This window comes from Pontibacter lucknowensis, assembly GCF_900156415.1.
Taxonomy (GTDB): Bacteria; Bacteroidota; Bacteroidia; order Cytophagales; family Hymenobacteraceae; genus Pontibacter; species Pontibacter lucknowensis.
Genome location: NZ_FTNM01000002.1, coordinates 535,973 through 562,418 on the forward strand (window position 1 = coordinate 535,973; position 26,446 = coordinate 562,418).

General features: G+C 48.9%; 29 protein-coding genes. 17 read left to right on the forward strand and 12 right to left on the reverse strand.

Features of this window, described 5'->3' with window-relative positions; translation table 11 throughout:
• Window positions 1–195: 195 nt before the first annotated feature.
• The 3 genes from argB (at window position 196) to argH (ending at window position 3,515) form a co-directional block, all read left to right on the forward strand.
• A complete protein-coding gene (argB, locus tag BW972_RS08495; RefSeq protein WP_076421781.1) occupies window positions 196–993 on the forward strand; it encodes an acetylglutamate kinase in 798 nt (265 codons plus the stop codon).
• Window positions 986–2,050, forward strand: a complete 1,065-nt coding sequence (locus BW972_RS08500) for a M20 family metallo-hydrolase (protein WP_076421782.1) — start codon at window positions 986–988, stop codon at window positions 2,048–2,050. Before argB ends, BW972_RS08500 begins: the two co-directional genes overlap by 8 nt.
• A 133-nt stretch (window positions 2,051–2,183) precedes the next feature.
• Complete coding sequence (argH, locus tag BW972_RS08505) at window positions 2,184–3,515, forward strand: argininosuccinate lyase (protein ID WP_076421783.1); 1,332 nt, start codon at window positions 2,184–2,186, stop codon at window positions 3,513–3,515.
• An 89-nt stretch (window positions 3,516–3,604) separates the two neighbouring features.
• On the opposite strand, the gene BW972_RS08510 is transcribed toward argH, so the two are convergent.
• The gene (locus BW972_RS08510; protein WP_007656610.1) at window positions 3,605–4,291 is read right to left on the reverse strand and encodes an MCP four helix bundle domain-containing protein; all 687 of its coding nucleotides are present in this window, start codon (window positions 4,289–4,291) and stop codon (window positions 3,605–3,607) included.
• 198 nt (window positions 4,292–4,489) lie between these two features.
• Here BW972_RS08510 and BW972_RS08515 point away from each other — a divergent pair, with 198 nt between their 5' ends.
• From BW972_RS08515 to BW972_RS08545, 7 genes are all read left to right on the forward strand, one after another.
• Entirely contained in the window at window positions 4,490–5,212 is a 723-nt protein-coding gene (locus BW972_RS08515; RefSeq protein WP_076421784.1) for a peptidase-C39 like family protein, read from the forward strand.
• A gap of 3 nt (window positions 5,213–5,215) precedes the next feature.
• Window positions 5,216–6,694, forward strand: a complete 1,479-nt coding sequence (locus BW972_RS08520) for a RimK family protein (protein WP_076421785.1) — start codon at window positions 5,216–5,218, stop codon at window positions 6,692–6,694.
• On the forward strand, window positions 6,684–7,940 hold the full coding sequence (locus tag BW972_RS08525; protein ID WP_083674115.1) for a carboxylate-amine ligase: 1,257 nt from the start codon (window positions 6,684–6,686) through the stop codon (window positions 7,938–7,940). Before BW972_RS08520 ends, BW972_RS08525 begins: the two co-directional genes overlap by 11 nt.
• A complete protein-coding gene (locus BW972_RS08530) occupies window positions 7,934–8,659 on the forward strand; it encodes an N-formylglutamate amidohydrolase (protein ID WP_007656605.1) in 726 nt (241 codons plus the stop codon). The genes BW972_RS08525 and BW972_RS08530 overlap by 7 nt, the downstream gene beginning before the upstream one ends.
• Before the next feature lie 142 nt (window positions 8,660–8,801).
• On the forward strand, window positions 8,802–9,410 hold the full coding sequence (locus tag BW972_RS20040; protein ID WP_234986327.1) for a YqaE/Pmp3 family membrane protein: 609 nt from the start codon (window positions 8,802–8,804) through the stop codon (window positions 9,408–9,410).
• Between the two features lie 127 nt (window positions 9,411–9,537).
• The gene (locus BW972_RS08540; RefSeq protein ID WP_076422119.1) at window positions 9,538–10,473 is read left to right on the forward strand and encodes a DnaJ C-terminal domain-containing protein; all 936 of its coding nucleotides are present in this window, start codon (window positions 9,538–9,540) and stop codon (window positions 10,471–10,473) included.
• Window positions 10,474–10,505: 32 nt separating this feature from the next.
• The gene (locus tag BW972_RS08545) at window positions 10,506–10,862 is read left to right on the forward strand and encodes a hypothetical protein (protein WP_230391969.1); all 357 of its coding nucleotides are present in this window, start codon (window positions 10,506–10,508) and stop codon (window positions 10,860–10,862) included.
• On the opposite strand, the gene BW972_RS08550 is transcribed toward BW972_RS08545, so the two are convergent.
• Window positions 10,859–11,596, reverse strand: a complete 738-nt coding sequence (locus BW972_RS08550) for a pseudouridine synthase (RefSeq protein ID WP_007656595.1) — start codon at window positions 11,594–11,596, stop codon at window positions 10,859–10,861. The two genes, BW972_RS08545 and BW972_RS08550, sit on opposite strands and share 4 nt — an antisense overlap.
• A 94-nt stretch (window positions 11,597–11,690) precedes the next feature.
• Between BW972_RS08550 and BW972_RS08555 the strand changes: the two genes are divergently transcribed.
• On the forward strand, window positions 11,691–11,891 hold the full coding sequence (locus tag BW972_RS08555; RefSeq protein ID WP_007656593.1) for a hypothetical protein: 201 nt from the start codon (window positions 11,691–11,693) through the stop codon (window positions 11,889–11,891).
• A 2-nt stretch (window positions 11,892–11,893) separates the two neighbouring features.
• Here the strand turns inward: BW972_RS08555 and BW972_RS08560 are convergent, their stop codons facing one another.
• Both BW972_RS08560 and BW972_RS08565 read right to left on the reverse strand, forming a co-directional pair.
• Window positions 11,894–12,157 (reverse strand): hypothetical protein, encoded by a 264-nt coding sequence (locus BW972_RS08560; RefSeq protein ID WP_007656591.1) that lies wholly within the window; start codon window positions 12,155–12,157, stop codon window positions 11,894–11,896.
• 31 nt (window positions 12,158–12,188) lie between these two features.
• A complete protein-coding gene (locus tag BW972_RS08565; RefSeq protein WP_076421787.1) occupies window positions 12,189–12,608 on the reverse strand; it encodes a hypothetical protein in 420 nt (139 codons plus the stop codon).
• A 178-nt stretch (window positions 12,609–12,786) separates the two neighbouring features.
• Here BW972_RS08565 and BW972_RS08570 point away from each other — a divergent pair, with 178 nt between their 5' ends.
• The 5 genes from BW972_RS08570 (at window position 12,787) to BW972_RS08590 (ending at window position 15,957) form a co-directional block, all read left to right on the forward strand.
• Window positions 12,787–13,197, forward strand: coding sequence for a hypothetical protein (locus BW972_RS08570; protein ID WP_007656588.1), 411 nt, complete (start codon window positions 12,787–12,789; stop codon window positions 13,195–13,197).
• A gap of 47 nt (window positions 13,198–13,244) precedes the next feature.
• Entirely contained in the window at window positions 13,245–13,526 is a 282-nt protein-coding gene (locus BW972_RS08575; RefSeq protein WP_007656586.1) for a GIY-YIG nuclease family protein, read from the forward strand.
• A 117-nt stretch (window positions 13,527–13,643) separates the two neighbouring features.
• Window positions 13,644–14,681, forward strand: a complete 1,038-nt coding sequence (locus BW972_RS08580; RefSeq protein ID WP_076421788.1) for a cation diffusion facilitator family transporter — start codon at window positions 13,644–13,646, stop codon at window positions 14,679–14,681.
• 64 nt (window positions 14,682–14,745) lie between these two features.
• Entirely contained in the window at window positions 14,746–15,426 is a 681-nt protein-coding gene (gene msrA, locus BW972_RS08585; protein WP_007656582.1) for a peptide-methionine (S)-S-oxide reductase MsrA, read from the forward strand.
• 96 nt (window positions 15,427–15,522) lie between these two features.
• The gene (locus BW972_RS08590) at window positions 15,523–15,957 is read left to right on the forward strand and encodes a phage holin family protein (protein WP_007656580.1); all 435 of its coding nucleotides are present in this window, start codon (window positions 15,523–15,525) and stop codon (window positions 15,955–15,957) included.
• Window positions 15,958–16,064: 107 nt separating this feature from the next.
• Here BW972_RS08590 and BW972_RS08595 read toward each other — a convergent pair whose 3' ends face one another.
• A complete protein-coding gene (locus BW972_RS08595; RefSeq protein WP_007656578.1) occupies window positions 16,065–16,427 on the reverse strand; it encodes a DUF779 domain-containing protein in 363 nt (120 codons plus the stop codon).
• A gap of 62 nt (window positions 16,428–16,489) precedes the next feature.
• Entirely contained in the window at window positions 16,490–18,022 is a 1,533-nt protein-coding gene (locus tag BW972_RS08600; protein ID WP_200805470.1) for an aldehyde dehydrogenase family protein, read from the reverse strand.
• Between the two features lie 283 nt (window positions 18,023–18,305).
• Between BW972_RS08600 and BW972_RS08605 the strand changes: the two genes are divergently transcribed.
• On the forward strand, window positions 18,306–19,070 hold the full coding sequence (locus tag BW972_RS08605; protein ID WP_317042631.1) for a helix-turn-helix transcriptional regulator: 765 nt from the start codon (window positions 18,306–18,308) through the stop codon (window positions 19,068–19,070).
• Between the two features lie 178 nt (window positions 19,071–19,248).
• Here BW972_RS08605 and BW972_RS08610 read toward each other — a convergent pair whose 3' ends face one another.
• From BW972_RS08610 to BW972_RS08630, 6 genes are all read right to left on the reverse strand, one after another.
• Entirely contained in the window at window positions 19,249–20,382 is a 1,134-nt protein-coding gene (locus BW972_RS08610) for a tetratricopeptide repeat protein (protein WP_076421790.1), read from the reverse strand.
• 70 nt (window positions 20,383–20,452) lie between these two features.
• The gene (gene gyrA / locus BW972_RS08615) at window positions 20,453–23,005 is read right to left on the reverse strand and encodes a DNA gyrase subunit A (RefSeq protein WP_076421791.1); all 2,553 of its coding nucleotides are present in this window, start codon (window positions 23,003–23,005) and stop codon (window positions 20,453–20,455) included.
• Between the two features lie 67 nt (window positions 23,006–23,072).
• Window positions 23,073–23,315, reverse strand: a complete 243-nt coding sequence (locus BW972_RS19735; RefSeq protein WP_143731967.1) for a hypothetical protein — start codon at window positions 23,313–23,315, stop codon at window positions 23,073–23,075.
• A 147-nt stretch (window positions 23,316–23,462) separates the two neighbouring features.
• Window positions 23,463–24,233, reverse strand: a complete 771-nt coding sequence (locus tag BW972_RS08620; protein WP_076421792.1) for an SDR family oxidoreductase — start codon at window positions 24,231–24,233, stop codon at window positions 23,463–23,465.
• A 10-nt stretch (window positions 24,234–24,243) separates the two neighbouring features.
• Window positions 24,244–25,263 carry a metal-dependent hydrolase gene (locus BW972_RS08625; RefSeq protein ID WP_076421793.1) on the reverse strand — a complete coding sequence of 340 codons (1,020 nt, stop codon included), beginning with the start codon at window positions 25,261–25,263 and terminating at the stop codon, window positions 24,244–24,246.
• 6 nt (window positions 25,264–25,269) lie between these two features.
• On the reverse strand, window positions 25,270–26,436 hold the full coding sequence (locus BW972_RS08630; protein WP_076421794.1) for a hypothetical protein: 1,167 nt from the start codon (window positions 26,434–26,436) through the stop codon (window positions 25,270–25,272).
• Window positions 26,437–26,446 lie beyond the last annotated feature (10 nt).

The window sequence follows — 26,446 nt, forward strand, 5'->3', positions numbered from 1 at the left end:
TGTGTTATATGTGATGGTACAAAAACAAATCATTTTTTGTTTGTAGTCGCCGATCGCTATACCTGCGCACAGGTCACGACCTGTCCCTACACAATCATCGACTTCGCTAGACCATTTCATTGACTCCATCGACCACTCACAAACCTACTATTCAAATCGCTAACTCACTCATTCACCAAATCACTCAATCACAATATGTACATCATAAAAATTGGCGGAAATGTTTTGGATGACCCGGAGCGGTTGCAGCGTTTTTTGATTGATTTCGCTGCGCTGCTTGGTCCGAAACTACTGGTGCATGGCGGCGGCAAAATTGCCTCTACGATCGGGCTGCAGCTCGGCATAGAACCCGCTTATGTAGAGGGCCGCCGCCTGACCGACGCTGAGACACTCAAGCTGGTGACGATGGTTTATGCTGGGCTCATCAACAAAAACGTGGTAGCGCAGCTGCAGGCTTTGGGCTGCAATGCCATCGGTATGACCGGGGCCGATGCCAATGCCATACCTGCCACCAAGCGTCCTGTTAAAACAGTTGACTATGGTTTTGCCGGCGACATAGCAGGACCGGAGACTGTAAACGCAAATGCATTAGAAGCGCTTTTACAGGCAGGTCTTACGCCTGTGTTTGCTCCGCTCACACACGATGGCCAGGGCAGTTTGCTCAACACCAATGCCGACACCATTGCCTCTGTATTAGCTACGGCGCTGGCCCCACACTACGAGGTGAAGCTGGTATATTGCTTTGAGAAAAAGGGGGTGCTGGCTGATGCCGAAGATGATGATGCTGTTATTTCACACATCGATCAGCACAGGTATAGCAGCCTGAAGGCCGAAGGTGTGGTGAAAGACGGGATGATTCCAAAACTCGACAACGCTTTTGCTGCCTTGCAACATGGCGTCAGTGCGGTACTGATCGGGGAGGCAGAGGCTCTACCCTCACTTGCTACAGCCCAGGGATTCTCAGGCACGACTATCACCTTGAAACATGGATAAGAAGAACCTATACCCAGAGGCACTGGATCTGTTACAGCAGCTGATCGCTATACCCTCTTTCAGTAGAGAAGAGGACAAAACAGCTAGTACAATTGCTGCTTTCATAGAGTCAAGAGGAGTGGAGGTGCACCGGAGGCTCAACAATATATGGGCTTTTAACAAGCATTTCGATCCGATACTGCCTACGCTGCTGCTTAATTCACACCACGATACCGTAAAGCCAAACACTGGTTATACCCGCGATCCGTTTGCAGCTACTGTAGAAGATGGGAAACTGTACGGGCTGGGAAGTAATGATGCCGGTGGCTGCCTTGTGTCGTTATTGGCGACTTTTCTATACTTCTATGAGCAGGAAGGGCTTCGATATAACCTGGTGTATGCCGCTACTGCTGAGGAAGAAGTTTCTGGCCGGAATGGGCTGGAACTGGTGCTGCCGGAGCTCGGTGAGTTGGAGGCAGCTATTGTCGGGGAACCAACGCTGATGCAGTTGGCTGTGGCTGAAAAAGGGTTGCTGGTGCTGGACTGCGTGGCTATCGGTCGCTCCGGCCATGCTGCCCGTGAAGAAGGTCTGAACGCCATCTATGAAGCACTGCCGGATATCACCTGGTTCCAGACCTATCGTTTCCCGAAAGTGTTGGAGCATCTGGGGCCGGTGAAAATGTCTGTGACGATGCTAGAGGCGGGCACACAGCATAACGTGGTACCGGACAAGTGCAGGTTCACGGTAGACGTGCGCCTGACCGATGCCTATAGTATGGAAGAAGTGCTCGAGGTAATCCGGCAGCATGTGAAAGCTGAAGTGACGCCTCGTTCCATGCGGCTGAAGCCCTCCTCTATACCGATGGAGCACCCGCTGGTACAAACAGGTATAGCCCTCGGGCGCAGCACCTATGGTTCACCCACCACTTCTGACCAGGCGCTACTTTCTATACCTTCACTCAAACTCGGTCCCGGCGACTCTGCCCGTTCACACATGGCGGATGAGTTCATCTACCTGGATGAAATAGAAGAGGGTATAGCGCTTTACATCAATATACTTGAAAAGGTAGTAAAATAATTGTAAACAGGTTGCTGTCATTTCGACGTTAGGAGAGATCTGAATCAATTACGAACCAGACCTAATTCAGATTTCTCATTGCATTCGAAATGACATAAAGTATTCACTCAATTACTCATTCAAAAATAACCCCATGAAACTCTGGCAAAAGAACACCGACGTCAAAAAAGAGATCGAGCAGTTTACCGTGGGTCGTGACCCTGAATTTGACATGCAGCTGGCTGCTTTTGATGTGCTGGGGTCTTTGGCGCACACGCGTATGCTGGAGCAGGTGGGCTTACTGGAGAAGGAAGATTTGGAACTCCTGCAGCAAGAGATGAAGGCGATCTACCACCGCATTGTGGCAGGTGATTTTGAGATTGAGCCGGGAGTGGAGGACATTCACTCCCAGGTAGAGCTGGAGCTGACCCGCAAGCTGGGGGAAGCAGGAAAGAAGATCCACAGTGGACGTTCGCGCAATGACCAGGTACTCGTCGATCTTAAGCTATACCTGCGCCATGAACTGCAGCAACTCGTGCAGGAAGTTAGAGCGTTGTTTGATGTGCTGCAAGATCAGAGCGAGCGGCACAAAGACAAGCTTTTGCCTGGCTATACCCACCTGCAGGTAGCCATGCCGTCTTCTTTTGGGTTGTGGTTTGGCGCCTATGCCGAGAGTCTGGTAGACGATGTGCTTTTGCTGCAGGCGGCTTACAAAGTGACTGACAAAAACCCACTGGGTTCTGCCGCCGGTTATGGTTCATCTTTTCCGCTCAACCGCCAGATGACAACTGACTTATTGGGTTTCAGCACCATGAACTACAATGTGGTGTATGCACAGATGGGCCGTGGTAAAACGGAACGTGTAGTCAGTACAGCTATTGCCTCGGTTGCCGTGACGCTGGCACGCATGGCTATGGACCTGTGTTTGTACATGAGCCAGAACTTCGCTTTTGTGCGTCTTCCGGATAACCTCACCACCGGCTCCAGCATCATGCCGCACAAAAAGAACCCGGACGTGTTTGAGATCATGCGGGGTAAGTGCAACAAGCTGCAGGCGCTGCCCACGGAGATCTCCATGCTGCTCATCAACCTGCCCTCTGGCTATCACCGGGAGCTCCAGCTGCTCAAGGAATCACTTTTCCCAGCCATCACGGAACTGAAAGACTGCCTGCAAATGATGACCTTCATGCTGCCGCAGCTGGAGGTGCGTGACCAGATCATGGAAGAAGAGAAATACAAATACGCCTTCAGTGTCGATGCCGTAAATGCGGAAGTACTGGCAGGTATGCCTTTCCGGGATGCGTATAAGGTGGTAGGAGAGCGAATTGAAGCAGGTACTTTTGTTGTTCCTGAAGCTGTGCGCCATAGCCACGAAGGAAGCATCGGAAATCTTTGCAACAGCGAAATTGGCTCTCTAATGAACCAGACAATAGCCGACTTCAATTTTGAAAGAGCCAACAAAGCCATCAGTGAACTGGTAAAGTAAAAGAGTCGACAGCTTTTGACATCAAAAAAGGGAAGCAAGAAATTAACTTGCTTCCCTTTTTCATAAATCAGGCAACCTACCTGACCTCTCTAATTCCAGTGATAATTCTGGGGCTTGATGTTCTTCAGCTTGCGTGTAGCCTGTAGCAGTGTAGCAATCAGCAGGGCTATGAACACCGACATACCGATTACCAGGTATGAAAGTACTTTAAGCGTTTTAACCTGTCTGTCGGCCGACTGATACAGTTCTTTTCCAACTTCTCCCTGTAGCGCGATCAGCTCATGCAATGGCTCCAGTAGATGCAGAAAGGCCTGGTGTCCCTCTGTGCGGTACAGGTTTTCAGCTTTGGCCTTGTCGCCTGCACTGCTTAGCTGCAAAATACGATCCTGCACAGCCACTAGCTTTTTAAACTCTATCTTATAAGTGGCCAGACCTTCGCTCTCGCGCTCGATCAGGTATGTGCTTTCAAATTTGTCAATCAAGGACTCGATCTCTTCCGTATTTGCCAGCACCAGCTGATGGAGACTGTCCTGCTCTGATGCAGCGGTGGACAGGATGTGGTCTTCGAGTGTCAGGCGGTTCTGATAGTAGCGTTCCATCACATCCGATATAACCAGCGAAGGCACCAGGCGGTCGTGGTATACTTCACGGAACTGATTGCTTACACGACCAATGCTGTAGCTGGCAAACCAGTTAGCCAGGATGATGATAGCAAACACTGAACCCAGCGCAAATGCTACTTTATCACGTTTTGTTATCCGATAGGCCCAGTTCATAACAGGTAAGTTTTAGGTAAAAGACAATATACATTTTATGGCTTAGATTCCCCAATGAAACACATTTAATTACACGCAAGAATTGTGCTGGACTTGCGGCATATTGTTAATTCTTCTTTCTAAAATACAGATAACTTCTTGCATGGTCCGCGTATAACAGGCACACTGATATAAAGTGCAACGCAAAAGTAGCTGCCCGTGATACCGATCAAGATCCATACGCAACCTGATGATTCCACTTGCGGACCTACCAGTTTGCATGCGGTTTATCGCTATTTCAAAGATCCCATCTCACTGAGCGAGGTGATCAAGGAAGTGCCCTACCTGGACGAAGGCGGAACGCTGGAGGTGCTGTTGGCTTGTCATGCCCTGGAGCGCGGCTATCGGGCCCGCATCTATACCTACAACCTTCATATCTTCGACCCCACCTGGTTTCAGCTCAGCAATGATGAGATCATTGCCAGACTGGAGGAGCAGCTGGAGTTTAAGAAAGGCACCAAGTTCAGAAGGGCCACCCTGGCCTACATTGATTTCCTGCAGCGGGGTGGTGAGTTGCGCTGTACCGACCTGACCAAGGGTCTTTTGAAAGAGTATTTTGAGCGGGACATTCCGCTGCTGACAGGGCTCAGCGCGACCTACCTCTACCAGAGTGCCCGCGAGTTCAGCGACGAAAGCGGAAACTCCATTTACGATGATGTGCGAGGTTACCCGATGGGACACTTTGTGGTGCTTTGCGGGTTTGCAGAGGATCAGAAACACATTGTGGTGGCGGATCCTTACCAGGAGAATCCATTCTTTCAAAACAATTATTACGAGGTGAAGGCATCGCACCTGCTCAACTCCATTATGCTGGGCATGGCTACCTACGATGCCAACCTGCTGGCCATACAGCCCGCAAAATCTGAACCTATCGACGAATAAATCATGCGAAAAATAGTAGTTGTGGACTATCCCAAAGACTGGGATGTGGCGATTGAAGACGTGGAAGTAGTGGATGTGCAAACCTACCTGACCGATACTGCCTATACTGATATAAAAAATGCCCGTATTTTTAACCTGTGCCGCTCTTACAGATACCAGAGCGCCGGTTACTACGTATCGCTTCTGGCTGAAGCCAGGGGGCATAAACCCATCCCTAGCGTGGCCACTATGCAGGATCTCAAGAGCCCGACCATTGTGCGGGCGATTACCGTGGAGCTGAATGAACTGATCCAGAAGACGCTGGGAAGTCTGCGGTCCAAGTCCTTTACCCTGAGCATTTACTTCGGGCAGAACGTGGCCAAGAAATACGAAAAGCTCTGTAAGCATTTGCATGACCTGTTTCAGGCTCCCCTGCTGCGTGCGCAGTTTGTTTACAAAGATGAATGGGTGCTGCAGAGTATTTCGGCTATACCTATCAATGATGTACCGGAGCACCATTGGCGTTATCTGTTACGCTATGCCAAATCCTATTTCGCACGTCATCGCTTTTCGGGTGCCAAGATCGGGCGCAACAAAATCTATGACCTGGCCATTCTGGTGGACCCGGACGAAAAAGAGCCTCCCTCAAACAAAAAGGCATTGCAGCACTTTGTAGAGGCCGGTGAGGGAATGGGCTTCTATGTGGAGATGATCACCAAAGACGACTACCGTCGCCTGCCGGAGTTTGATGCCCTCTTCATCCGCGAAACAACTTCTGTCAATCACCACACTTACAAGTTTGCCCGTAAAGCCTATGCTGACGGTTTGGTGGTGATCGACGACCCGATTTCGATCCTGCGCTGTACCAACAAGGTATACTTGGCTGAGCTGCTGACCAAAGCCAAAGTGCCGATACCGAAGACGATGATCATCCACAAAGACAACCGCGAACTTGTAGAGCAGGAACTCGGTATACCCTGTGTGCTGAAGAAGCCGGACAGCTCTTTTTCGCAGGGTGTCGTAAAGGCCAAAGACAGTGCAGGTCTGCAGCGTGAGCTGGATGAAATGCTCGTTGATTCAGAGCTGATCATCGGGCAGGAGTTCACACCGACCGACTTTGACTGGCGCATCGGGATCATGGACAAGCAGCCGCTTTATGCCTGCAAGTACTACATGGCCAAGGGGCACTGGCAGATCTACAACTGGAACGGCAAGAAGAAAAACGACACAGAGGGTGATCACGAGACAGTGCCATTTGAAGAAGTGCCTTTTGTGGTGCTGCACACGGCCATTAAGGCAGCAAACCTGATTGGCAATGGGCTGTATGGGGTGGATATAAAGGAAATAGACGGCAAGGCCTATGTGATTGAAGTGAATGACAACCCAAGCATTGATGCCGGCTGTGAGGATCAGATATTGAAAAAAGAACTTTATACCGCTATCCTTAAATCCATAAAGAAACGCATAGATGACAACAAGAACGTTAGAACAGATGAGTACTAAAACCGCGACGCTGCACCTGTTTGAAGGCTATGGCGTGGAGATGGAATACATGATCGTGGACCGGGACACGCTGCAGGTACGGCCTATCACAGATCAATTGATCTATGATGAGGTAGGTGCCTACGTGTCGGATGTGGAGTTCGGCAAAATGGCCTGGTCCAATGAACTGGTTTTGCATGTTGTGGAGCTGAAGACGCAGACCCCTACCCATACTTTGATCGGTCTGGAAAACGACTTTCAGGAGCATGTGAAGAAAATAAATCAGATGCTGGAGAAGCATAATGCCATGCTGTTGCCGACGGGAGCGCACCCCCTGATGAATCCCTTCGAAGAAACTAAACTGTGGCCCCACGAGCATAATGCTGTTTACGAAGCCTACAACCGCATTTTTGACTGTCGCGGGCATGGCTGGGCCAACTTGCAGAGCACCCACCTGAACCTGCCTTTTGGCAACGACGAGGAGTTTGGAAAGCTGCATGCGGCCATCCGGATGGTGCTGCCGCTTATACCTGCCTTGGCTGCCTCTTCACCTGTGCTGGATGGAAAGCTCTCTGGTCTGCTGGACACCCGCCTGGATGTATACCGCCACAACCAGGATAAGATTCCGGCCATTGCCGGCAAGGTGGTGCCCGAGCCTGTTTTCACGCAAAAGGATTACCGGGAGCAGATCCTTAACCGGATGTATGCAGCTGTAGCACCTCACGATCCGGAGGGTGTGCTGCAGGAAGAGTTCCTGAACTCACGCGGAGCCATCGCCCGCTTCGATCGCAATGCTATCGAGATTCGCATCATTGACATACAGGAGAGTCCGGTGGCTGACCTGGCCGTGCTGCAAGCTGTGGTGGCGACCATACAGGCGCTGGTAGGGGAGCGCTGGGTAGGTATAGACAAATTGAAGCAATGGGATGAAAACCGACTGTCTGACCTCTTCCTGCAGGTGGTGCGCAGCGGACAGGAAACCGTGATCAATGACCGAGATTTCATCGACTGCTTTGGCTTCGATTGTGAAGATAATTGTACCGTGGGTGAATTGTGGAAGCATATTGTGGCCGAAACCCTCAATCTGGAAGAGCAACCCCATGTGGCCCATGCACTGAATGTGATCCTGTCGCGTGGCTGCCTTTCTAAGCGTATTGTCGAAGCCTTGGGTGAAAATCCGGGCGAGGAGGACATTCATCGCGTATACCTGAGCCTTGCCCGCTGCCTGGGGCAGGGCGGTGTATTTATACCTGATAAGCCATGCTGAGACTATTACTCACCTGCGAACACGGAGGAAACCTGATCCCATCTGCCTATGCGCCACTCTTTCATGGTCAGGAGGACGTACTCAAAACGCACCAGGGCTACGACATCGGAGCATTGGAGCTATATCAGACCATGAAACCAATTGCTGATGTGGGATTCTACGCTGAAACAAGCAGGCTGCTGGTAGAACTGAATCGTTCGCTGCACCATGCCAGGCTATTCTCTGAATTCACACAAGTGCTGCCGCCCGCTGAAAAGGAGCGTCTGCTTGAAAAACACTACAAGCCTTATCGGGAACAGGTGGAGCAAATGGTTTCTGATTTTGTGTCAGCGGGACGTCGCATGCTGCATGTGGCGGTCCATACCTTCACGCCGGTGCTGGATGGGGATGAGCGGCAGGCTGACATCGGCTTACTCTATGATCCGAAGCGAAAGCACGAGCAGGCCTACAGCAAGGAGTGGAAGGCCGCTCTGAACAAAGCCGACAAAGAACTGCTGGTCCGTTTCAACTACCCATACCTGGGCATATCCGATGGTTTCCCGACATACCTGCGTCGCAAGTTCACGGCTGATGAATATGTGGGCATTGAACTCGAAGTTAACCAGAAATTCCCGCAGCAAGGAGGTGCCCGCTGGCAGGAAATACAAGCTTTACTGGCCACCACACTGCAGGAAGTAGTGCTCCGAAACAGGACCCTGCTATCTGAGAATGCTATTTAGAGAACAAAATAACCTGTAATACAGTACTGTATGTTATATATGAAGAGTTTTGCATATAACCATAGCACTATCTCTTTCTGTAATATACACCCTTTGTCAGGGATCAATCTTTTTATTTTTAATACTTTAAAAACCTAAAACTATGAAGATCAAAAGTTTACTTAATCTGGTATTTGTTCTGGTAGCGGCGCAACTGATGTTTGCCTGTAGCTCAGCCAAGTACTACGAGTTTGCCGGCCACAAGCAGGCTCCTTATCATGACATGAAAAAGCCTGCGCCACAGCAGGAGGTAGCCCCTGAAATATCGCTGAGCGAAGTAGCCATGGCTGCAGCCGAAGAAAAGGCCACTGAGAAAGCTGTGGAGGAACCTGTACTGGAGGCTAGTGCTGCTGCTATACCTGCCGCTCCTGTTGCACCAGCTCCTAAAGTGGCTCCGATTGCCCCTGCTCCTGCAGAAGAACTGACGGTGACAGAGGCTGAAGCGCTGGCGATGGCGAAAGAGCGTTTGGCCAACATGACCAAGGCAGAGAAGAAAGAGTTTAAGAAAGAGGTGCGCGAAGCCCTGAAGCAGGATCGCCGTGGTGGCGGTGTGAGCATCATCAAGATCATTCTGGCAGTACTGCTTCCGCCGTTGGCCGTATTCCTGCACGTAGGTCTTGGCACACAGTTCTGGATCAGCCTTATCCTGACGTTACTCTTCTGGATTCCGGGTGTGATCTACGCACTGCTCGTCGTGACAGATACCATCTAAACGCAACGAATTCCACATCGATTAAAAGCACTGCCTCCCGGGGCAGTGCTTTTTGTTTAATACCTGCTTAACTCCCTGTGCAGGTTTGCGTTTTATACCTGTAGCTGACCTTTATACCTTTACAGGCATGGAATACAAGGACTATTATAAAATACTGGGCGTAGAGAAATCTGCCTCACAGGCTGAGATCAAAAAGGCCTACCGTGCTTTAGCCAAAAAGTATCACCCGGACAAAACCAAAGGGGACAAAGCGGCCGAAGAGAAATTTAAAGATATAAGTGAGGCCTACGAAGTGCTGGGGGATGAGCAGAAGCGCAAACAGTATGACGAGCTGGGCGCTAACTGGCGACACTTCCAGCAGCAGGGCGGTCAGTACCAGGGGCGTCCCGGCAGTGGCTATGGCGGCACTTATTACGAAGTTGACATGGGTGACATGTTTGGGGGCGGCAGCGGATTCTCAGACTTCTTTGAGCAGTTCTTTGGCGGAGGGTTCTCGCAGCAGGGGAGCGGTTTCCGATCTGGCAGACGTACACCCAAAGGGCAGGATTACGAAGCTGAAATGCTTATCACCATGCAGGAAGCCTATAATGGCACCTCCCGTTTGCTGACTGTCAACGGCCAGCAATTGCGGATTACGACCAAACCCGGGGTTTCTGACGGGCAGGTGCTACGTATCAAAGGGAAAGGCGGGCCGGCTGGGGCTGGGGGCGTAGCCGGCGATTTATATATACGCGTTCAAGTACAGCCTTTGCCAGGCTTTGAGCGCCAGGGCGATGATCTGCACACCAGACTCAACCTCGATATGTATACCGCCATACTGGGGGGAGAGGTACAGGTCAATACGTTGACCGGTAAAATCAAACTCAAAATACCAGCCGGCACTCAAAACGGGAAAACGCTTCGTCTGCGGGGAAAAGGCATGCCCGTCTATGGGAAAGCAGACCAGCACGGCGATTTGTACGTAAAAATAGAAGTACAGCTACCTGTGCATCTCACAGAAGAGGAGCGGAGCCTGATGGAGCGGCTTAGAGAACTGCATCAACGCAAGACCGCCAGCGTATAACAGTAAGAGTACACCATTAAGCCCACCTTGCCATGTTAATGACCATCGACCATATCAGTATCCATAACCCCATCGAAGATTTTGTTGATAGCCTGGCAGATCGTAACCTAACCTGCTATGCCAGCGACTTACTGGAACAGCAGGGCTGTCAGAGTCTGCAGGAACTGAGCGATGCCGTGAAGCGGGCTACGGAAGTATGCAATTGCATGCATGTACCGCTTCAGGAAAATTTTAAAGTGGTGTACCGCTCACGAAACGGTGAAGTGGTGCAGGACTGGCGGCTCTCGCGCATGGCCTATCTGCTCACCGCCCTCAATGCCGATTCCAGAAACGCTTTTGTCGCTCAACTGCAGCTCGAAATGGTGAAGCAGATGCTACATCATACCTAATTCAAAGAAGGGTCGGTCACTAAACTATCTTTCTGTAAAACATCCTTCCAGCCAAACTGCAGGCACAAGCGCTGAAAGTGTTGGGGCAGGGGAGCCTTGAGCTCAATCATATCACCATGCACAGGATGCACAAATGCGAGGGTGGCGGAGTGCAGTAGCATGTGAGGTGACCCGAGTTGCTCACGGAACATCTGGTTATGACGCCAGTCGCCGTGCCGCTTGTCGCCCACGATGTAATGTCTGATGTGCGCAAAGTGCTTTCGGATCTGGTGCATACGCCCGGTTTCCGGTTCCACTTTCACCAGCGAGTAACGGGAGGTGCTGTAGCGACCGACAGGTATAGGAAGCTCGACTGTAGCCAGGCGCTCGTAGTGCGTTACAGCATCTTGCGGCGCCTTATGCTTATGGTCTTTATCCGGTCGTATGGGGCTGTCAATTGTGTCTTCTTCAGGGGTATAGCCGCGCACGATAGCATAATATACCTTGTTTACCTGTTTATCTTCAAATGCGCTTACAATAGGCGCAACTGATTTTGGATTTTTAGCAAACAGCAGTACCCCGGAGGTGCCTCGATCCAATCGGTGTGCGGCATATACCTGAAAACCCAGTTGGTCGCGCAGCATTTGCAGGGCAAACTCTTTCTTTTCCTCAGCAATGCGTGTACGGTGCACCAGCAGTCCATTTGGTTTGTTGACCGCTACGTAGCTTTCGTCTTCGTATAAAATCTCTAGCACCTTAAATTATTTTTCAGGCAAAGATAGCCATATATTAAGAATTGACCTGAAAGCTGCCTATACTTGCCGAAAATCGTCAAAAAGAAATTAGAGCATGGCCATATCGTTTGACAACCTGCGGAGAGGGAAGAAATATGTGTTGGAGAATTACGGGGAGCGCTTCGAGTTTCAGGTGCTGGATATGCCAGAGGAGGGAGCCTACCGTGTGAAGGATCTCCATACCCTGGAAGTATTCATGCTGCACGACCTGATCAGGTACGGCCGTGGCAAAGACTTTGACATGCAAGAGCTCTAAGATCAGTTACTGCGTGTCACCTTGCCCTTCAGATCCCAGTGACTTCGAAGCACTTTCCCGGTCTTGCTATCACGTACGATCTTGCGTACATAGCGCTCCCCTGAAATCGCACCATTCTCCAGCCGCTTGCCGATAAACAAGGTAACCGCCTCTCCCTTTTCATTGGTGATGAGGGTCAGGTCCTTGCCATTGTAATGCTGGTCAAGTCTGCTGTCAGGCGTATAAAGCTTGTTAAGCTTTTCGATCAGTTTTGGTCCAAGCGCCATGAATCTGGAAGGTATAGTTTGGTTTCGTTGATTAATTCACTGAAAGCAGGTTAAGTTGCGCGCACCAGACCTGGGCATCTTTCGAGTTATGAAATACTTCGTACTCTATGGTAGTAACAGTCAGGTCATTAATTTGATTGAGAATCTTATGTGTTAACAATTCCTGAAACACATCCATCGGCGTCACGCGGGCAAATCTTTTAAGGGACGTATACTTCATCCGACTAGCTGCCAGTTGAGCTAAGGCACGCTGCATCGAAAGGTCTGGTTGAAACCCAATACTATTGTCTGTTACCCAGCTCACTGCCTGGTTTTTAATGGCCATTTCAAATCCTTTTTCATAGCAATGGATTAGTTTTGATTCGCATGGGGGAAGGTGCCACTTCAGATAGATTTGATTGGTATCCGGAAGGTAACTTATATGACAATAATTGTCTTTATAATGATTCATTTAAGTTTATTATCGAATGAGCAGTGTTAATACAATACTTTAAAAGGGGTTTAAAGTTCAAAAAACGTTATATTTAAGAGTGTATTATTAGGATAGTTCAATGATTAGCATGGCTAAAGTAACATTAGGTCTATTTAACAGGTAAAAAATACAAGAAGATATAAAAGCGCTAATCGTTATGTTGTATGTGCATGAAAATCAGGAATCTTTGGTGCATCAGAGTGAATTTCTGGAGATCAGGGTCAACCCAAAGGAGAAAATTTTGCTGTCGAACTGGACAGGCTGGCTGAATACCGAGAAAGGCCACACTGGATGTTTAAAAATACTTGACTATGTAAATGAGTACAAAATTACCAAGATCTTGAATGACAACTCGAAAGTGACAGGACACTCAGGTGACACGAAATGGATGAACGAGGTTTGGATACCGAAATTGCGTGAGGCAGGCGTAAAATACTTTGCCTGGATCTATTCTTACGAATTCTTTACACAGCTCGAGATTGATAATACAGTGGACAGAAGCACTGGAATTTCCATGCGAACTTTTTTCCTTCCGGAGGATGCCCGTCAATGGCTGCAGGTTTTCTAACCAGGCGATGCATCTCTCGTATACCATGAAACAAACTTACCTTTTTTATGCAGCCAGACCAGCACGCAAATCACTACTATGTTTACATCATAGGCGACCAATCGCAGCCTCAGTTAAACATTGGCGTTTCTGAAAATCTTCTACAGCAAATTTCGCTTCATGGTGCATACAATAGCCCGCCTAAACTGGTGTACTACGAGCATTATGACCGGGAAGAAATAGCGCGGGTGCGTGAGCGCCACATCAAATCCTCCAGCCCCGATGAGCACCTTCGACTGGTTGAATCCATGAACCCGAATTGGCTGGACCTGGCAGATACCTTGAGCTGATTTTTGCACCTCTTTTCAAATTACGCTATACACTATGTTTGCCTTCGGCGTCTGTTCCTTGTACCTTGTAAGGTATAGGGTGGTACGACTTGTACCTACCGAAAACAAGCTAACACAATGATAAAACTGCTGCAGCAGCAAAACGAGAACATACGCATGCAACTGCTCGTGCTGGTTGTAGGTGTGCTGCTGCTGCTTGCCAAATTCCTGGCTTTTTATCTTACCAACTCCAACTCCATACTGACCGATGCCCTGGAGTCTATTATCAATGTGGTGGCGGGCGGCTTCTCATTGTACAGTCTCGTGCTTTCAGCCCGGCCTCGAGACCTGAACCATCCCTATGGACATGGCAAAATAGAGTTTGTGGCCGCTACCCTGGAGGGTTCTCTCATCCTGGTGGCAGGTGGTGCTATCATTCTGAAATCGGTGTATAACCTTTTCGAGCCTCAGGTCATCTCCCGACTCGATGCAGGTATATACCTGATTGCTTTTTCTGGCATTGTCAATTACATAGTGGGCTACCTGACAGAGCGGCATGGGAACAAGGCCAAATCCATGGTGCTGGTTGCCGGAGGCAAACACCTCAAAACAGACGCCTACTCAACTGCCGGCATTCTGATAGGGCTTTTGCTCCTGTACCTGACCGGCCAGGTATGGCTTGACAGTGCGGTGGCTATTCTGTTCGGAGCCTTTATCTGCTATACTGGTTACCGCATTTTGCGTGTGTCTCTGGCAGGTATAATGGATGAGGCGGACTACGAGCTGCTAATGCGCATTGTACAGGTGCTGAATGAGAACCGGCGTGAGAACTGGATCGATATTCATAATCTGCGCGTCATCAAGTATGGTAACACACTGCATATAGACTGCCACCTGACCGTGCCATGGTACCTGACGGTGTTGGAAGCCCACGAAGAAGTAGAGGCTGTCGGCATGTTGGTACGTGAGCATATTGATCCTGATATTGAGCTTTTCATTCACACAGATCCCTGCGTAGAAGTGTCCTGCCCGGTTTGTACGAAGTCAGATTGTAATGTAAGGCGTGCTCCCTTCAGGAAGCGAGTAGAATGGGATCTGGACAAAGTGATAGCCGATAAAAAGCATGGTATTCATAACCCGGACAGCAGTGAAAGGTCGGAGGGGAGAGGTACTTAAAATTTCAACAAAAACTTATACCAACCGGTTAAATTAGCGTAGCCAATAGTAAGGCTTGTGGCGTATGGAACGAAAATATACTTACCTGTTTTTTCCCTTATTACTGCTGCTCTGGGCTTGTACGGAGTCTGGGGGAGAGCAGCGGACTATTTTGCAACAGAGTGCGTACAGTTACGGCGACAGTGCAGATACACTCGGACTTAGCAAAGCGACGTTCGCCGGAGGTTGCTTCTGGTGCACGGAGGCTTATTTTGAACGTCTTAAAGGCGTGGACCGTGTGGAGTCCGGCTATACGGGCGGGAGTGAAGAGCGCCCAACATATGAACAGGTTAGCAGCGGTAAAACAAGTCATGCAGAATCAGTGCAGATCTGGTACAGGCCAAATGTAATCACTTACCGGGAACTGCTCGAAGTGTTTTTTGCCACACACGATCCCACCACACTAAACCGCCAGGGGCCCGATGTAGGCAAGCAGTACCGATCGGCCATCTATTACCACGACGAAGAGCAAAGGAGACAGGCCCGTAACTATATGCGCGCCTTAGAAGATGCCGGTACTTTTCGTAACCGGATTGTCACAGAGCTCAAGCCAGCCAGTAAATTCTGGATTGCCGAAGATTATCACCAGGATTACTACCGCAATAACCCGGATGATCCTTATGTAATATCCATCACGCATCCCAAGGTTTTAAAATTCGAAGATGCCTTTCGCAGTAAGCTTAAGCCCAGTTACACCAGACAATAGCTGAAGGGCCATACAAGCTTTTGATTACAGTAAGAACATCTATAAGCGTTCATATCCGTATTAGGACAAAATCTTGTCACTAAAACACTATAAACTATGGATTTTATACTCAACTTACTGGTAAGTGCTGGTGTCATTGTGTTATTGGCCTATATAATGCCACAAGTGCATGTTAAGAGTTTTCTGACAGCGCTCTGGGTGGCTTTTCTGATCGGCTTGTTCAATGCAACCATTGGCTGGCTGCTGCGCGGCGTACTTAACCTGGTTTCATTTTTCCTGCTGGAAGCCATTATCGGGCTGATTGTGACCGCCCTTATGATTAAACTGGTTGATAAACTGGTAGGTAACTTTAAGGTTGACGGCTGGTGGCCAGCTTTTGTGATAGCCATTGCCACAGCTATTGCCTTAGCGCTCCTAGGTTGGGCCCGTGGTGGAGACGATGATTACGCCTTGCTTGAGACCAAACCTAAAATCGAGCAGCTATATGCTAAGCAAGCCGGTGAATCCAATTGCTATACTATTTATCTGTAATAGGGAAATCATAAAACAATAATTAACATAGTAAGAGGCGGTATCAGACTATATGATGCCGCCTCTTACTGTGTTAGCTGTACAAGGTATGGCAGGAGATGCCTTCTCTACATCGTTTGCAACCGCTCCATTTCTTCATCAGTAAAAATTCTGGACCTGATATGGAAGCGCAGTCCCAGCGGTATTTCTAAGGAGAAACTGGACCCTCTGCCTGGCACAATGTCGAGGGTTAGCTGCGTATGCTTCCAGTATTCAAACTGGTCACGGTTCATGTAAAAATTGCAGCCGTGTACCTGCCCAAGCAGCACATCACTGTCTCCAATCTTAAACTCACCTTCTTCAAAGCACATGGGCTGTGACCCATCACAACAGCCGCCGCTCTGGTGAAACATGAGCGGACCGTGCTTCGCTCTCAGTTCGTCAATTACTTTTTTAGCTGCTTCGGTAATTTTTACGCGTTCTAAGTCCATACTTTCATATAAAAAGGAATCCCTGCTTATTTAACGAGCAGGGATTCCGGTTTTACTATCTCTTAAAAGAAACCGAGCTTATTCTTATCATAGGATATAAGCATGTTTTTGGTCTGGCGGTAATGATTGAGCATCATTTTATGCGTTTCGCGTCCAAAGCCTGACTTTTTATACCCGCCGAAAGGAGCATGTGCCGGGTAAGCATGGTAGCAGTTTACCCAAACTCGTCCAGCCTGTATAGCACGTGGTATCTGGTAGATCTCATGGGCATCGCGTGTCCAGAGACCTGCACCCAAGCCGTAAAGCGTATCGTTCGCGATGGAAACAGCTTCTTCTGCATCTTTAAAAGTAGTAACTGAAACAACAGGGCCAAAGATTTCCTCCTGGAACACCCGCATCTTGTTGTTCCCCTTAAAGATCGTAGGCTCAATGTAGTAGCCATTCTCAAGACCATTGTTTAGTTTGGCTATACCTCCGCCACATAGAACTTCTGTACCTTCCTGCTTTCCGATGTCCATGTAAGATAAAATCTTTTCAAACTGATCGTTAGAGGCCTGTGCGCCCATGGTGGTATCTTCAGCAAGCGGATGGCCCACCTTAATGGATTTTGTTCTGGCCACGACACGCTCCATAAAGCGGTCGTAAATGCTTTCGTGAACTATCAGGCGCGATGGACAGGTACAGATCTCGCCTTGGTTCAAGGCAAACATAACAGCCCCCTCCACACACTTATCAAAGAACTCGTCATCTGCATCAGCTATGCTAGGCATGAAAATGTTCGGCGATTTGCCTCCCAGTTCCATAGTAACAGGTATAAGGTTTTCGGATGCGTACTGCATAATAAGGCGGCCAGTGGTTGTTTCACCGGTAAAGGCAACTTTGGCAACGCGAGGGGAGGTGGCGAGTGGTTTTCCTGCCTCTGGTCCGAAACCAGTAACGATGTTGAGCACCCCTGGAGGTAGCAGATCATGGATCAGCTCCATCAGTACCATAATGCTGGTCGGAGTCTGTTCAGCTGGTTTGAGTACTACCGTACAGCCTGCGGCCAGGGCCGGGGCTATTTTCCAGGTAGCCATTAGCAGCGGAAAGTTCCAGGGTATAATCTGGCCTACTACGCCGAGTGGCTCCTGTAGGTTGATGCTGATCGTGGTTTCATCGAGCTCAGACATGGTGCTTTCGTCTGCTCGAATCACACCAGCAAAGTAACGGAAGTGGTCGATGGCTAGCGGAAGGTCAGCAGCGCGCGTCTCACGGATAGCTTTGCCATTATCTATTGTTTCAACCCGGGCCAGCATTTCCAGGTTTTTCTCCATGCGGTCGGCAATGGCGAGCAGAATATTGCTGCGTTTCGTGGCAGAGGTTTTTGACCAGGATGGAAAAGCATGGTGCGCAGCATCCAATGCCTGATCAATGTCCTCCTTAGTGCCTCGTGCAGCCTTTGTAAATGGTTTGCCGTCAATGGGAGAGAGGTTGTCAAAGTATTCCCCATTCACCGGTGCTACCCATTCACCACCTATGAAGTGTTCATACTTTTCTTTGAACTGAGGGCGTTCCAGCACATTTTGTGCTTCAGCTGTCATATCTAAAGTTGCCATAAAATAAAGGTTTTGGTTACAAGGCTAATCTCCTGACTTATATCTTTTTAAACTAAACTTATTGTCTCAAAAAATGTATCTTTAATATCAGAATAATTCAGATTAATCTCCGTTAGAGCTATATGTCCATGAAATACCAACTTCAACAGTTGCCTACGCTCAAAGAACAGTCGCTTATGACGCTGGTGGAGAATCGTTCAGCTTACACGCTTGAAAACTGCGAGCGAACGTATTTGAAACACATCAGGCTGCGGAGAAAGTAAGCCTGGTTTTTAATGATTTGGTGCTAACCAGTATGTTGCGGGGCAAAAAGGTGATGCACTTGTTCGGTAAGCAGGGATTTGACTATCTGCCGGGCGAGTCAGTTATTGTTCCGCCCAATGAGTTGATGAAGATTGATTTTCCAGAGGCTGAGCGCGATAATCCCACACAGTGCATTGCACTCGCCATATCACAAGAGCAGATTCAGACAACTGTCGCAATGCTGAATGTGCGATTTCCAAAGGTAGAACGGAATGACTGCTGGCACATTGATCAGGAAATGTTTCACTTGGTGAACAATCAGGAATTGGCCGATATCATTAACCGCTTGATCCGGATCAGCATCCATGAAAAGAACAGAGAAAAGGATGTATTAGCTGGCTTAGCACTGCGCGAGCTGCTTGTACGACTGATGCAGACACAGGCCAGGCAGCTTTTTGAAGCAAATTATGTAAGTCTGGCGACCAACTACAGATTTGCGCACATCATTAAATACATCAAAGTCAGTATTCGGGAGAAGATCGATGTAGACAAGCTAAGTGACAAAGCCTGTATGAGCCGAGCCAGTTTCTTCAGGAAATTCAAAGAGGAGTTTGGCTATACACCAGCCGATTATATTTTAAAGGAGCGTATCAGGCTTGCGAAAGACTATCTGCGTAATCCGCTCAACTCTGTGACACAATCATGCTACATGGCGGGATTTCAGAATCTGAATTATTTTATTCGTGCTTTTAAAAAAGAAGTCGGTATAACACCGAAATCGTTTCAGCAGCAGAAAAGTCACTAACCAGGATCAGAATTTCCGTACTTAACATAAAGTATATTATCAGTGACACTTATTATAGAGTATTATCACTCGTATATAATCAGTCTTATAATTTATATTATGTTAAGTAATGTAAGTGGTAATAAGAAAGGGAGCCTGTAACAAGCTCCCTTTCCTTCTTTTATCTTAGCGAGTAAGATTAGTTTTTTAGTTTCTTACCAATTCTTTCTGCATCAGCAGTACGCTTCAAACGTGTATATACACGCTGCAGGTTGGCAAGTGTTGCCTGATCTTCCGGCTGAATTTCTAGGGCTTTTTCAAAGTATGGCAATGAAGCTTCGTAGTGCTTTACAGCCTGCTTCTCCAATGCCGGACCTTGCTTCTTGTAAGTCGCATAGTCCATTTTGGCAGCTTTGTTGTTGAACTCACTACCCTTGTTGTACTCCAGTACACCCAGGTTAAAGAAACCATCGAAGTTATTTGGATCTACTTCTACTGCTTTCTTATAGTTTTTGTAAGCAGCGTCGATGTTTCCTTTGCGCTCTTCCAGGTTACCACGAACCGCATAAAGGCTTGCATTCTTCGGGTCAGCTTCGATTGCTTTGTCCAGTTTAGCCATTGCCTCGTCAGCACGGTCGTTTTTCAGGTAGTAACGCAGTTCCTCCTGCATCAGGTATACACTGTTAGGGTGCTTTTCCAGGCCAGCGGCGATCGAAGCCATTACTTCTTCGTCGCTCGCTTCGATAGCCTGCTGCAACTGAATTTTGTTTTTGTAAACATCTTCAGTTGTATGGCCAATACCGATCAGTTTATCATAATATTTAACTGCTGAGGCATAGTCCTGCTTAGCAGTTGAGGCATAAGCAGCATAAAGCACAGCTGTTGTATCAGTCGGATTTAACTTGGAAGCCATATCATACTTAGCAATGGCATTGTCCCAGTCCTGGTTGTTGTGGAATTCAACGGCCTGGTTCAGAACCTGACCATAAAGGATCTCCATACGCTCTGGTACCATTTTGCCAAACTGACCGTTTTCACCGTCAATCTCAAGCGTCTTGTTGAACGAAGCTAGCGCAACTTCAGGAGTTTTCTCAGTAGCCAGTTTGCCGTAGATTGGGTGACCGATCAGGTCCTGGTTGATCACGCCATGATAGAACCAGGTTTTGGCTTTGTCTTGCGTCTTTTTGTGCTCTGTGGCTTTATTGATGTCTTCTAGCGCTTTGTCAAGCGTACCGTTCTTGTGATTAAGCACGGCGCTATTCACGGCTGAGTTCTGAGCGACAGCAACCTGAACGCTTACGGCTGCCATGGCTGTCATCAGTATTTTTTTCATACAATTCAGAGATTGGTTTTTGTTTGTTTGTTAAACGATTAATAAATAAAATAAAATTCCATTTTACAGATTAAACTTCATCCTCAGTTGTTTCCGGATCTATCTGAGTATCAGGTTGCAAAGAGTCTTCCGGCTTCAGTTCTGAGTTCTCCATCAAGGCTTCAGCTACTTCTTCTTCGTTCTCCATCTCCACTTTGGCTACAGATGAAATCTGATCGCCTTCTGTCAACTTGATGAGTCGTACACCCTGTGTAGCGCGGCCAATTACACGTATATCAGCTACGCGAAGTCGGATTGTGATACCTGAACGGTTAATGATCATCAGGTCATCCGTATCTACTACGCCCTTAATGGCAACCAGATTACCGGTTTTATCCGTTACATTCAGGGTCTTCACCCCTTTTCCGCCGCGGTTCGTTATACGGTATTCTTCCAGTAATGAACGCTTGCCGAAGCCGTTTTCAGATACTACCAGCAGTTCTGTGTTCTCGTTTTCTACACAAACCATACCAACTACCTTGTCATCCGGTCCGGCTAGTGTTACGCCGCGCACACCGGCAGCGTTACGACCCATCGGACGGACCTGGTGCTCGTTGAAACGGATAGCACGGCCAGAACCCAGTGCAATGATGATCTCACTGTTGCCGGTAGTCAGCTGTACGTCCAGCAGACGGTCACCTTCATTGATCGTGATCGCATTGATACCATTGGTACGTGGTCTGGAGTATGCCTCCAGCACGGTCTTTTTGATCGTGCCTTGCTCGGTACAGAATACCAGGTTGTGGTTCAGAACGAAATCCTGGTTTTTCAGGTCACGCACATTGATCACCGCACGGATTTTATCATCCTTTTCAATGTTGATCAGGTTTTGGATAGCGCGACCTTTGGTGGTCTTCCCTCCTTCCGGAATCTCATATACCTTCATCCAGAACACACGGCCGAACTCCGTGAAGAACAGCATGTGGTGGTGAGTGCTGGCAACAAACAGGTGTTCTGTAAAGTCGCTCTCTTTAGAGGCGGCCACGCCACGTGAACCAACACCACCACGGCTTTGGCTACGGTACTCACTCAGTGAAGTGCGCTTGATGTAACCTTCGTGCGATATGGTGATCACCATGTTCTCTTCAGGGATCATGTCCTCGTAAGAAATATCGCCGGTAGAAGCCTCGATGCTGGTGCGACGTACGTCGCCGTAGCGCTCTTTTATTTCATTTAACTCGTCTTTGATGATTTGCATACGCAGGCCCTCGTCATTCAGAACAGAGTTCAGGTAGTCGATCAGTTTCATGATCTCGGCATACTCCGCCTGAATCTTGTCACGCTCCAGACCGGTCAGACGCTGCAGACGCATGTCAAGGATTGCACGAGCCTGGATCTCAGACAAAGCAAAACGCTCCATCAAGCCGTTGCGGGCGATTTCCGGGTCACGTGATGAACGGATCAGGTTGATCACTTCGTCCAGGTTATCCAGCGCGATCAGCAAGCCTTCCAGAATGTGGGCACGCTTTCTGGCTTCGTCCAGTTCGTACTGCGTTCTGCGGATCACTACCTCGTGCCTGTGGTCTACAAAGTGGTGGATCAGGTCCTTCAGGTTCAGCGTCATCGGGCGTCCTTTCACCAGGGCCACGTTGTTCACGCCAAACGAAGACTGCAGTTGCGTATACTTGTATAAGTTGTTGAGTACTACATTAGGTATGGCATCGCGCTTCAAGTCATACACGATGCGCAAACCGTCACGGTCAGACTCGTCGCGCAGGTCAGCTATACCTTCGATTTTCTTCTCATTTATCAGGGCAGCAGTCTTCTCGATAAGAGAAGCCTTGTTCACCATGTAAGGAATCTCCGTTACGATGATCTGCTCTTTACCCGTAGAAGTTGTTTCGAAATTAGCGCGTCCACGCATCAGTACACGGCCACGACCAGTTTCGAAAGCGGCCTTCACGCCATCATAACCATAAATGATACCGCCAGTCGGGAAGTCAGGCGCTGTGATGTAGTGCATCAGTTCAGCTATCGTGATCTCCCTGTTGTCGATATAAGCGATCGTACCGTTGATGACTTCGGTCAGGTTGTGTGGCGCCATGTTCGTTGCCATACCTACCGCGATACCGGACGTCCCGTTTACGAGCAGGTTCGGGAACTTGGCTGGCATGACAGACGGCTCCTTCAGGGAGTCGTCAAAGTTCGGCACGAAGTCGACCGTGTTTTTGTCGAGGTCGGCCAGTAACTCGTCGGCTATACGCTTGAGGCGGGCCTCTGTGTAACGCATCGCAGCTGGTGAGTCACCGTCAATGGAGCCGTAGTTACCCTGACCGTCAACCAGCGGGTAACGAAGCGACCACTCCTGTGCCATACGCACCATGGTCTCGTATACCGAGGAGTCACCGTGCGGATGGTACTTACCCAGCACCTCTCCTACGATACGCGCTGACTTCTTGTAGGACTTGTTATAGGATACCCCCAGTTCGGACATGCCGTACAGCACACGGCGGTGTACTGGCTTCAGGCCGTCTCTCACATCGGGTAAGGCTCTGGAAATGATAACAGACATTGAGTAGTCGATGTATGCACCGCGCATCTCGTCTTCAATGTTGATCGGTATTATTCGTTCGCCTTCGTTCATGTTCAAAGTCTAAATAATAGTTTTGTGTTGGTTGATATACTTTTCAGGCGAAAGCCTGTAACGTTCATTAGTTTTTGCGCTGGCTCTTATCGTTTGTGCGCTTGTGCACCTCCCCTGTTTGCTTCGGCAGCTTTTCGCCTATTTTAGGGTTTTGTTTTTTGTAAATGGGCTGGCCGCGAAATTCCTGCTCCCCATGTGCATGTACCATGCGTACCTGACAGGCACTGATAGGACAAAGCGGTTTACAGGAGGATACAGATAGAAGCAGCAGAGCAGCGCTAAGGGGTAAAAGCAGTCGGAATTTTGCCATGCATGTCGGGTTTTGAAGAGCACTTAAAATTGTTGTTGCGCTCTTGCAGCCTTATCATACAAAAGTAGTAAAATTTGGATTAATAAACCAGCGTTTCAAGGGATAGTTTAGCTGCCTGGAGCGTTGCTTTTATACCCTTTTTATACCTCAGGCGGGGTGAAAGCCATTGATGGTAAAACCACCGTCGACTGCCAGCGTCTGACCGGTAATGTAGGCTGCTGCCGGCATGCAAAGATAGGCCACTGCACCTGCTACATCCTCGGGTTTGCCAATTACTCGCATCGGCGTTCTGACCAGTACTTCGTGCAGGTACTGTTCGTTCTGCAGCACGGTCTGCGCAAGTGGCGTACTGATGTACCAGGGGGCAACGGCATTGACACGAATTCCGTCTGCAGCCCACTCCCCTGCCAGGTTTTTGGTAAGTTGCACCAGCGCAGCTTTGGTCATGCCATAGATGGCACCGGTCCGCACATGTGTAAGACCCGCCACCGAAGTTACATGGATAATGTTTCCCTGTTCTGAAGCTTTAAGCAGCGGGTAAAAGCCCCGGCTCAGTTCAAAAGCTGAGCGCAGATTAGTGCTCATCACAAAGTCGTATTCTTCCGGAGTGTATTCTGTCGCCGGTTTTCGGATGTTAGTTCCTACATTGTTCACCAGCATATCCAGTGCTCCCCAGGTGTTTTGCACCTTGTCTAGCAGCGTCTGCCGACCTGCTGCAGTACTCACATCCGCTACGAGCACCTGCAGTCCCTCCGGAAACTTCTCCTGTAACTGCTGCAGGTCCGCTTCTTTGCGTGCCACCGCCAGCACCTCGGCTCCCAGGGCGATAAACTCTTCTACAATCGCGGCGCCTATACCTTTGGAGCCTCCTGTTACAACGGCTTTTTTGCCGCTTAGCTGCCATCTTGCTGACGTCATATGTATTGATTTAGTCTTTGTTTCCCAGAATACGATTTAGATATGCTTTGAGATAGTCTCCGTCTATTTTCGGGCGGTTATTTATTTCTTCAAAGTTTAGAGAGCCATCCTGCTCCCGCCAGACGTGGTAAATGAAAACATACTGCCCCTTGCCTTCCTGCCAGCCATCAAACTGTCCGAATCGCAGGTCTTTGATGTAGATGCCTTTTTCAGCTTCTTCCACTGCGTGGTAGCCTTTGGTGATGTCTAGCAGACGCTCCATTTTCGGATGGCCCCGGTATTCATCCAGCAAATGCTCCTGCCGTGGCTCAAAACTATACCTGATGTCCCGGTCCTGGTCCAACAAAGAGTAGAAGCCAGTATAGAAGCCGTCTTCAGTGGCTGCTGTAACAGACCAGAACAGGGTGTTCATAGGAGTGGCTTTCACTATCTCGGACTCAAAGACTATACCTTGATATTGCAGGCTTTCAGTGAACGCATTTTTAGCATAAGCCTGAGCTACGAATGAGAAGAGTATGTAGAGGGTGCTGATGATCAGACCAGCATTATTCCAGCGACGACGCTTAGGGTTTCGCCTGTCATAAAACATGACGGCAATCACGCAGATCAGAAAGGGCACGGTATAAAGCGGGTCTATCACGAAGATGTTGTAGAACGCTACACCGTAATTGCTGAAAGGCCAGAATAGCTGTGTGCCCCAGGTGGTAAAGCTGTCGAGAATGGCGTGTGTTGTGAAGCCCAGAAAGAATAGCAGGGTCCAGTCCCGGAAGCTGGCGTGTTCATTTTTATAGAGCCGCCAAAGCATCCAGCCCAGCAATGGTGAGGCCACAACGGCAAAAAAGAAAGAGTGTGTGACAGATCGATGGAAGCTTAACTGACCCACCATGTCCAGCAGCGGATTGGCCAGTACGTCCAGATCAGGTATAGTGCCAGCGATGGCACCCCAAAGCAGTGCTTTGTTGCCCAGTTTGCGGCCAGCCACCGCCTCGCCTACGGCTGCTCCCAGTACGATCTGTGTTAGTGAATCCATTTGTGGCTACTTAATGATCGGAGCACGCTTGAACTCCTTTTCTCTGTCGAACAGGAAACGGTAGGTCACATAGGTTTTCAGAATGCGACTGCCTACCTGCTCCACAACCTTCATCATTTTCGGGTTGAAGTCCCCAATCCAGTTCATTTGCAAATCATAGTAAGGGATATTTGGGTTGCCCTGTACCAGCTTGGCTGCAGACACCACCATGGCAGCCTCTACGCCTTTGCCCTGGCATTCTGGTGTGATACCGAATACAATGCCATACATCGTCTTGCAGGAACCTCTCCAGCGATGGTAGGCAAATTTGATCTTGCCCCATAGGTCCAGTTTTCCGTTCACGTGCTTAAACAGCTGGTTCAACTCAGGTATAGCAATGAAGAAACCGGCAGGCTCCCCATGGTGGTAAGCGAACCAGATGATTTTTTCATCCAGGATCGGCTTGAGGGCTTTCATAATGGATTTTGCCTGTGCTTCGCCCATGGCCTTCACGCCCTCATGTTTTACCCATCCCTTGTTGTATACGACACGAAAATCCTCTGCATACTTGTCAAGGTTGTTTCTGTCAAGGTGCTGGAAGGTATAGCTCGGGTCAGCCAGCACACGCTGTGCTTTTTCATGATACTCAGGCGTCAGTGGGTCGTCTACTGTGCGGTAGTAAACGTATTGGTTGAAGTAAAGCTTAAAACCATAGTTCTCGAACAGTTGCTGGTAATAAGGATGGTTGTAGTTCATACAGTAGGTGGGCTCGTAAAAGCCGTCCACCAGAAGTCCCCACCACTTGTCGCGTTCACCGAAATTGATCGGTCCATCCATGGCTTCCATGCCACGTTCCTGCAACCAGTTACGGCAGGCGTCGAATAGAATGTTAGCTGCATCCTGGTCATTGATACAGTCGAAGAAGCCCATGCCACCGGTAGGTTGTTCAAAGGAGTTTGCTGTTTTCCTGTTGATGAATGAAGCAACCCTTCCGATGGTTTCGCCCGTCTCGTCCTGCAGAATCCAACGGATGGCCTCGCCGTCACGCAGCAGTTTGTTCTTTTTGGGATCAAATACCTGGTGCACGTCCTTATCAAGCGGCCGGATGTACTTTGGGTCTTTGCGGTATAGCCTGACCTGCATTTTCAAAAACTCTTCAGCCAGTTCAGGTGTGTTTACTTCTATCAGTTGCATGGATCGGATT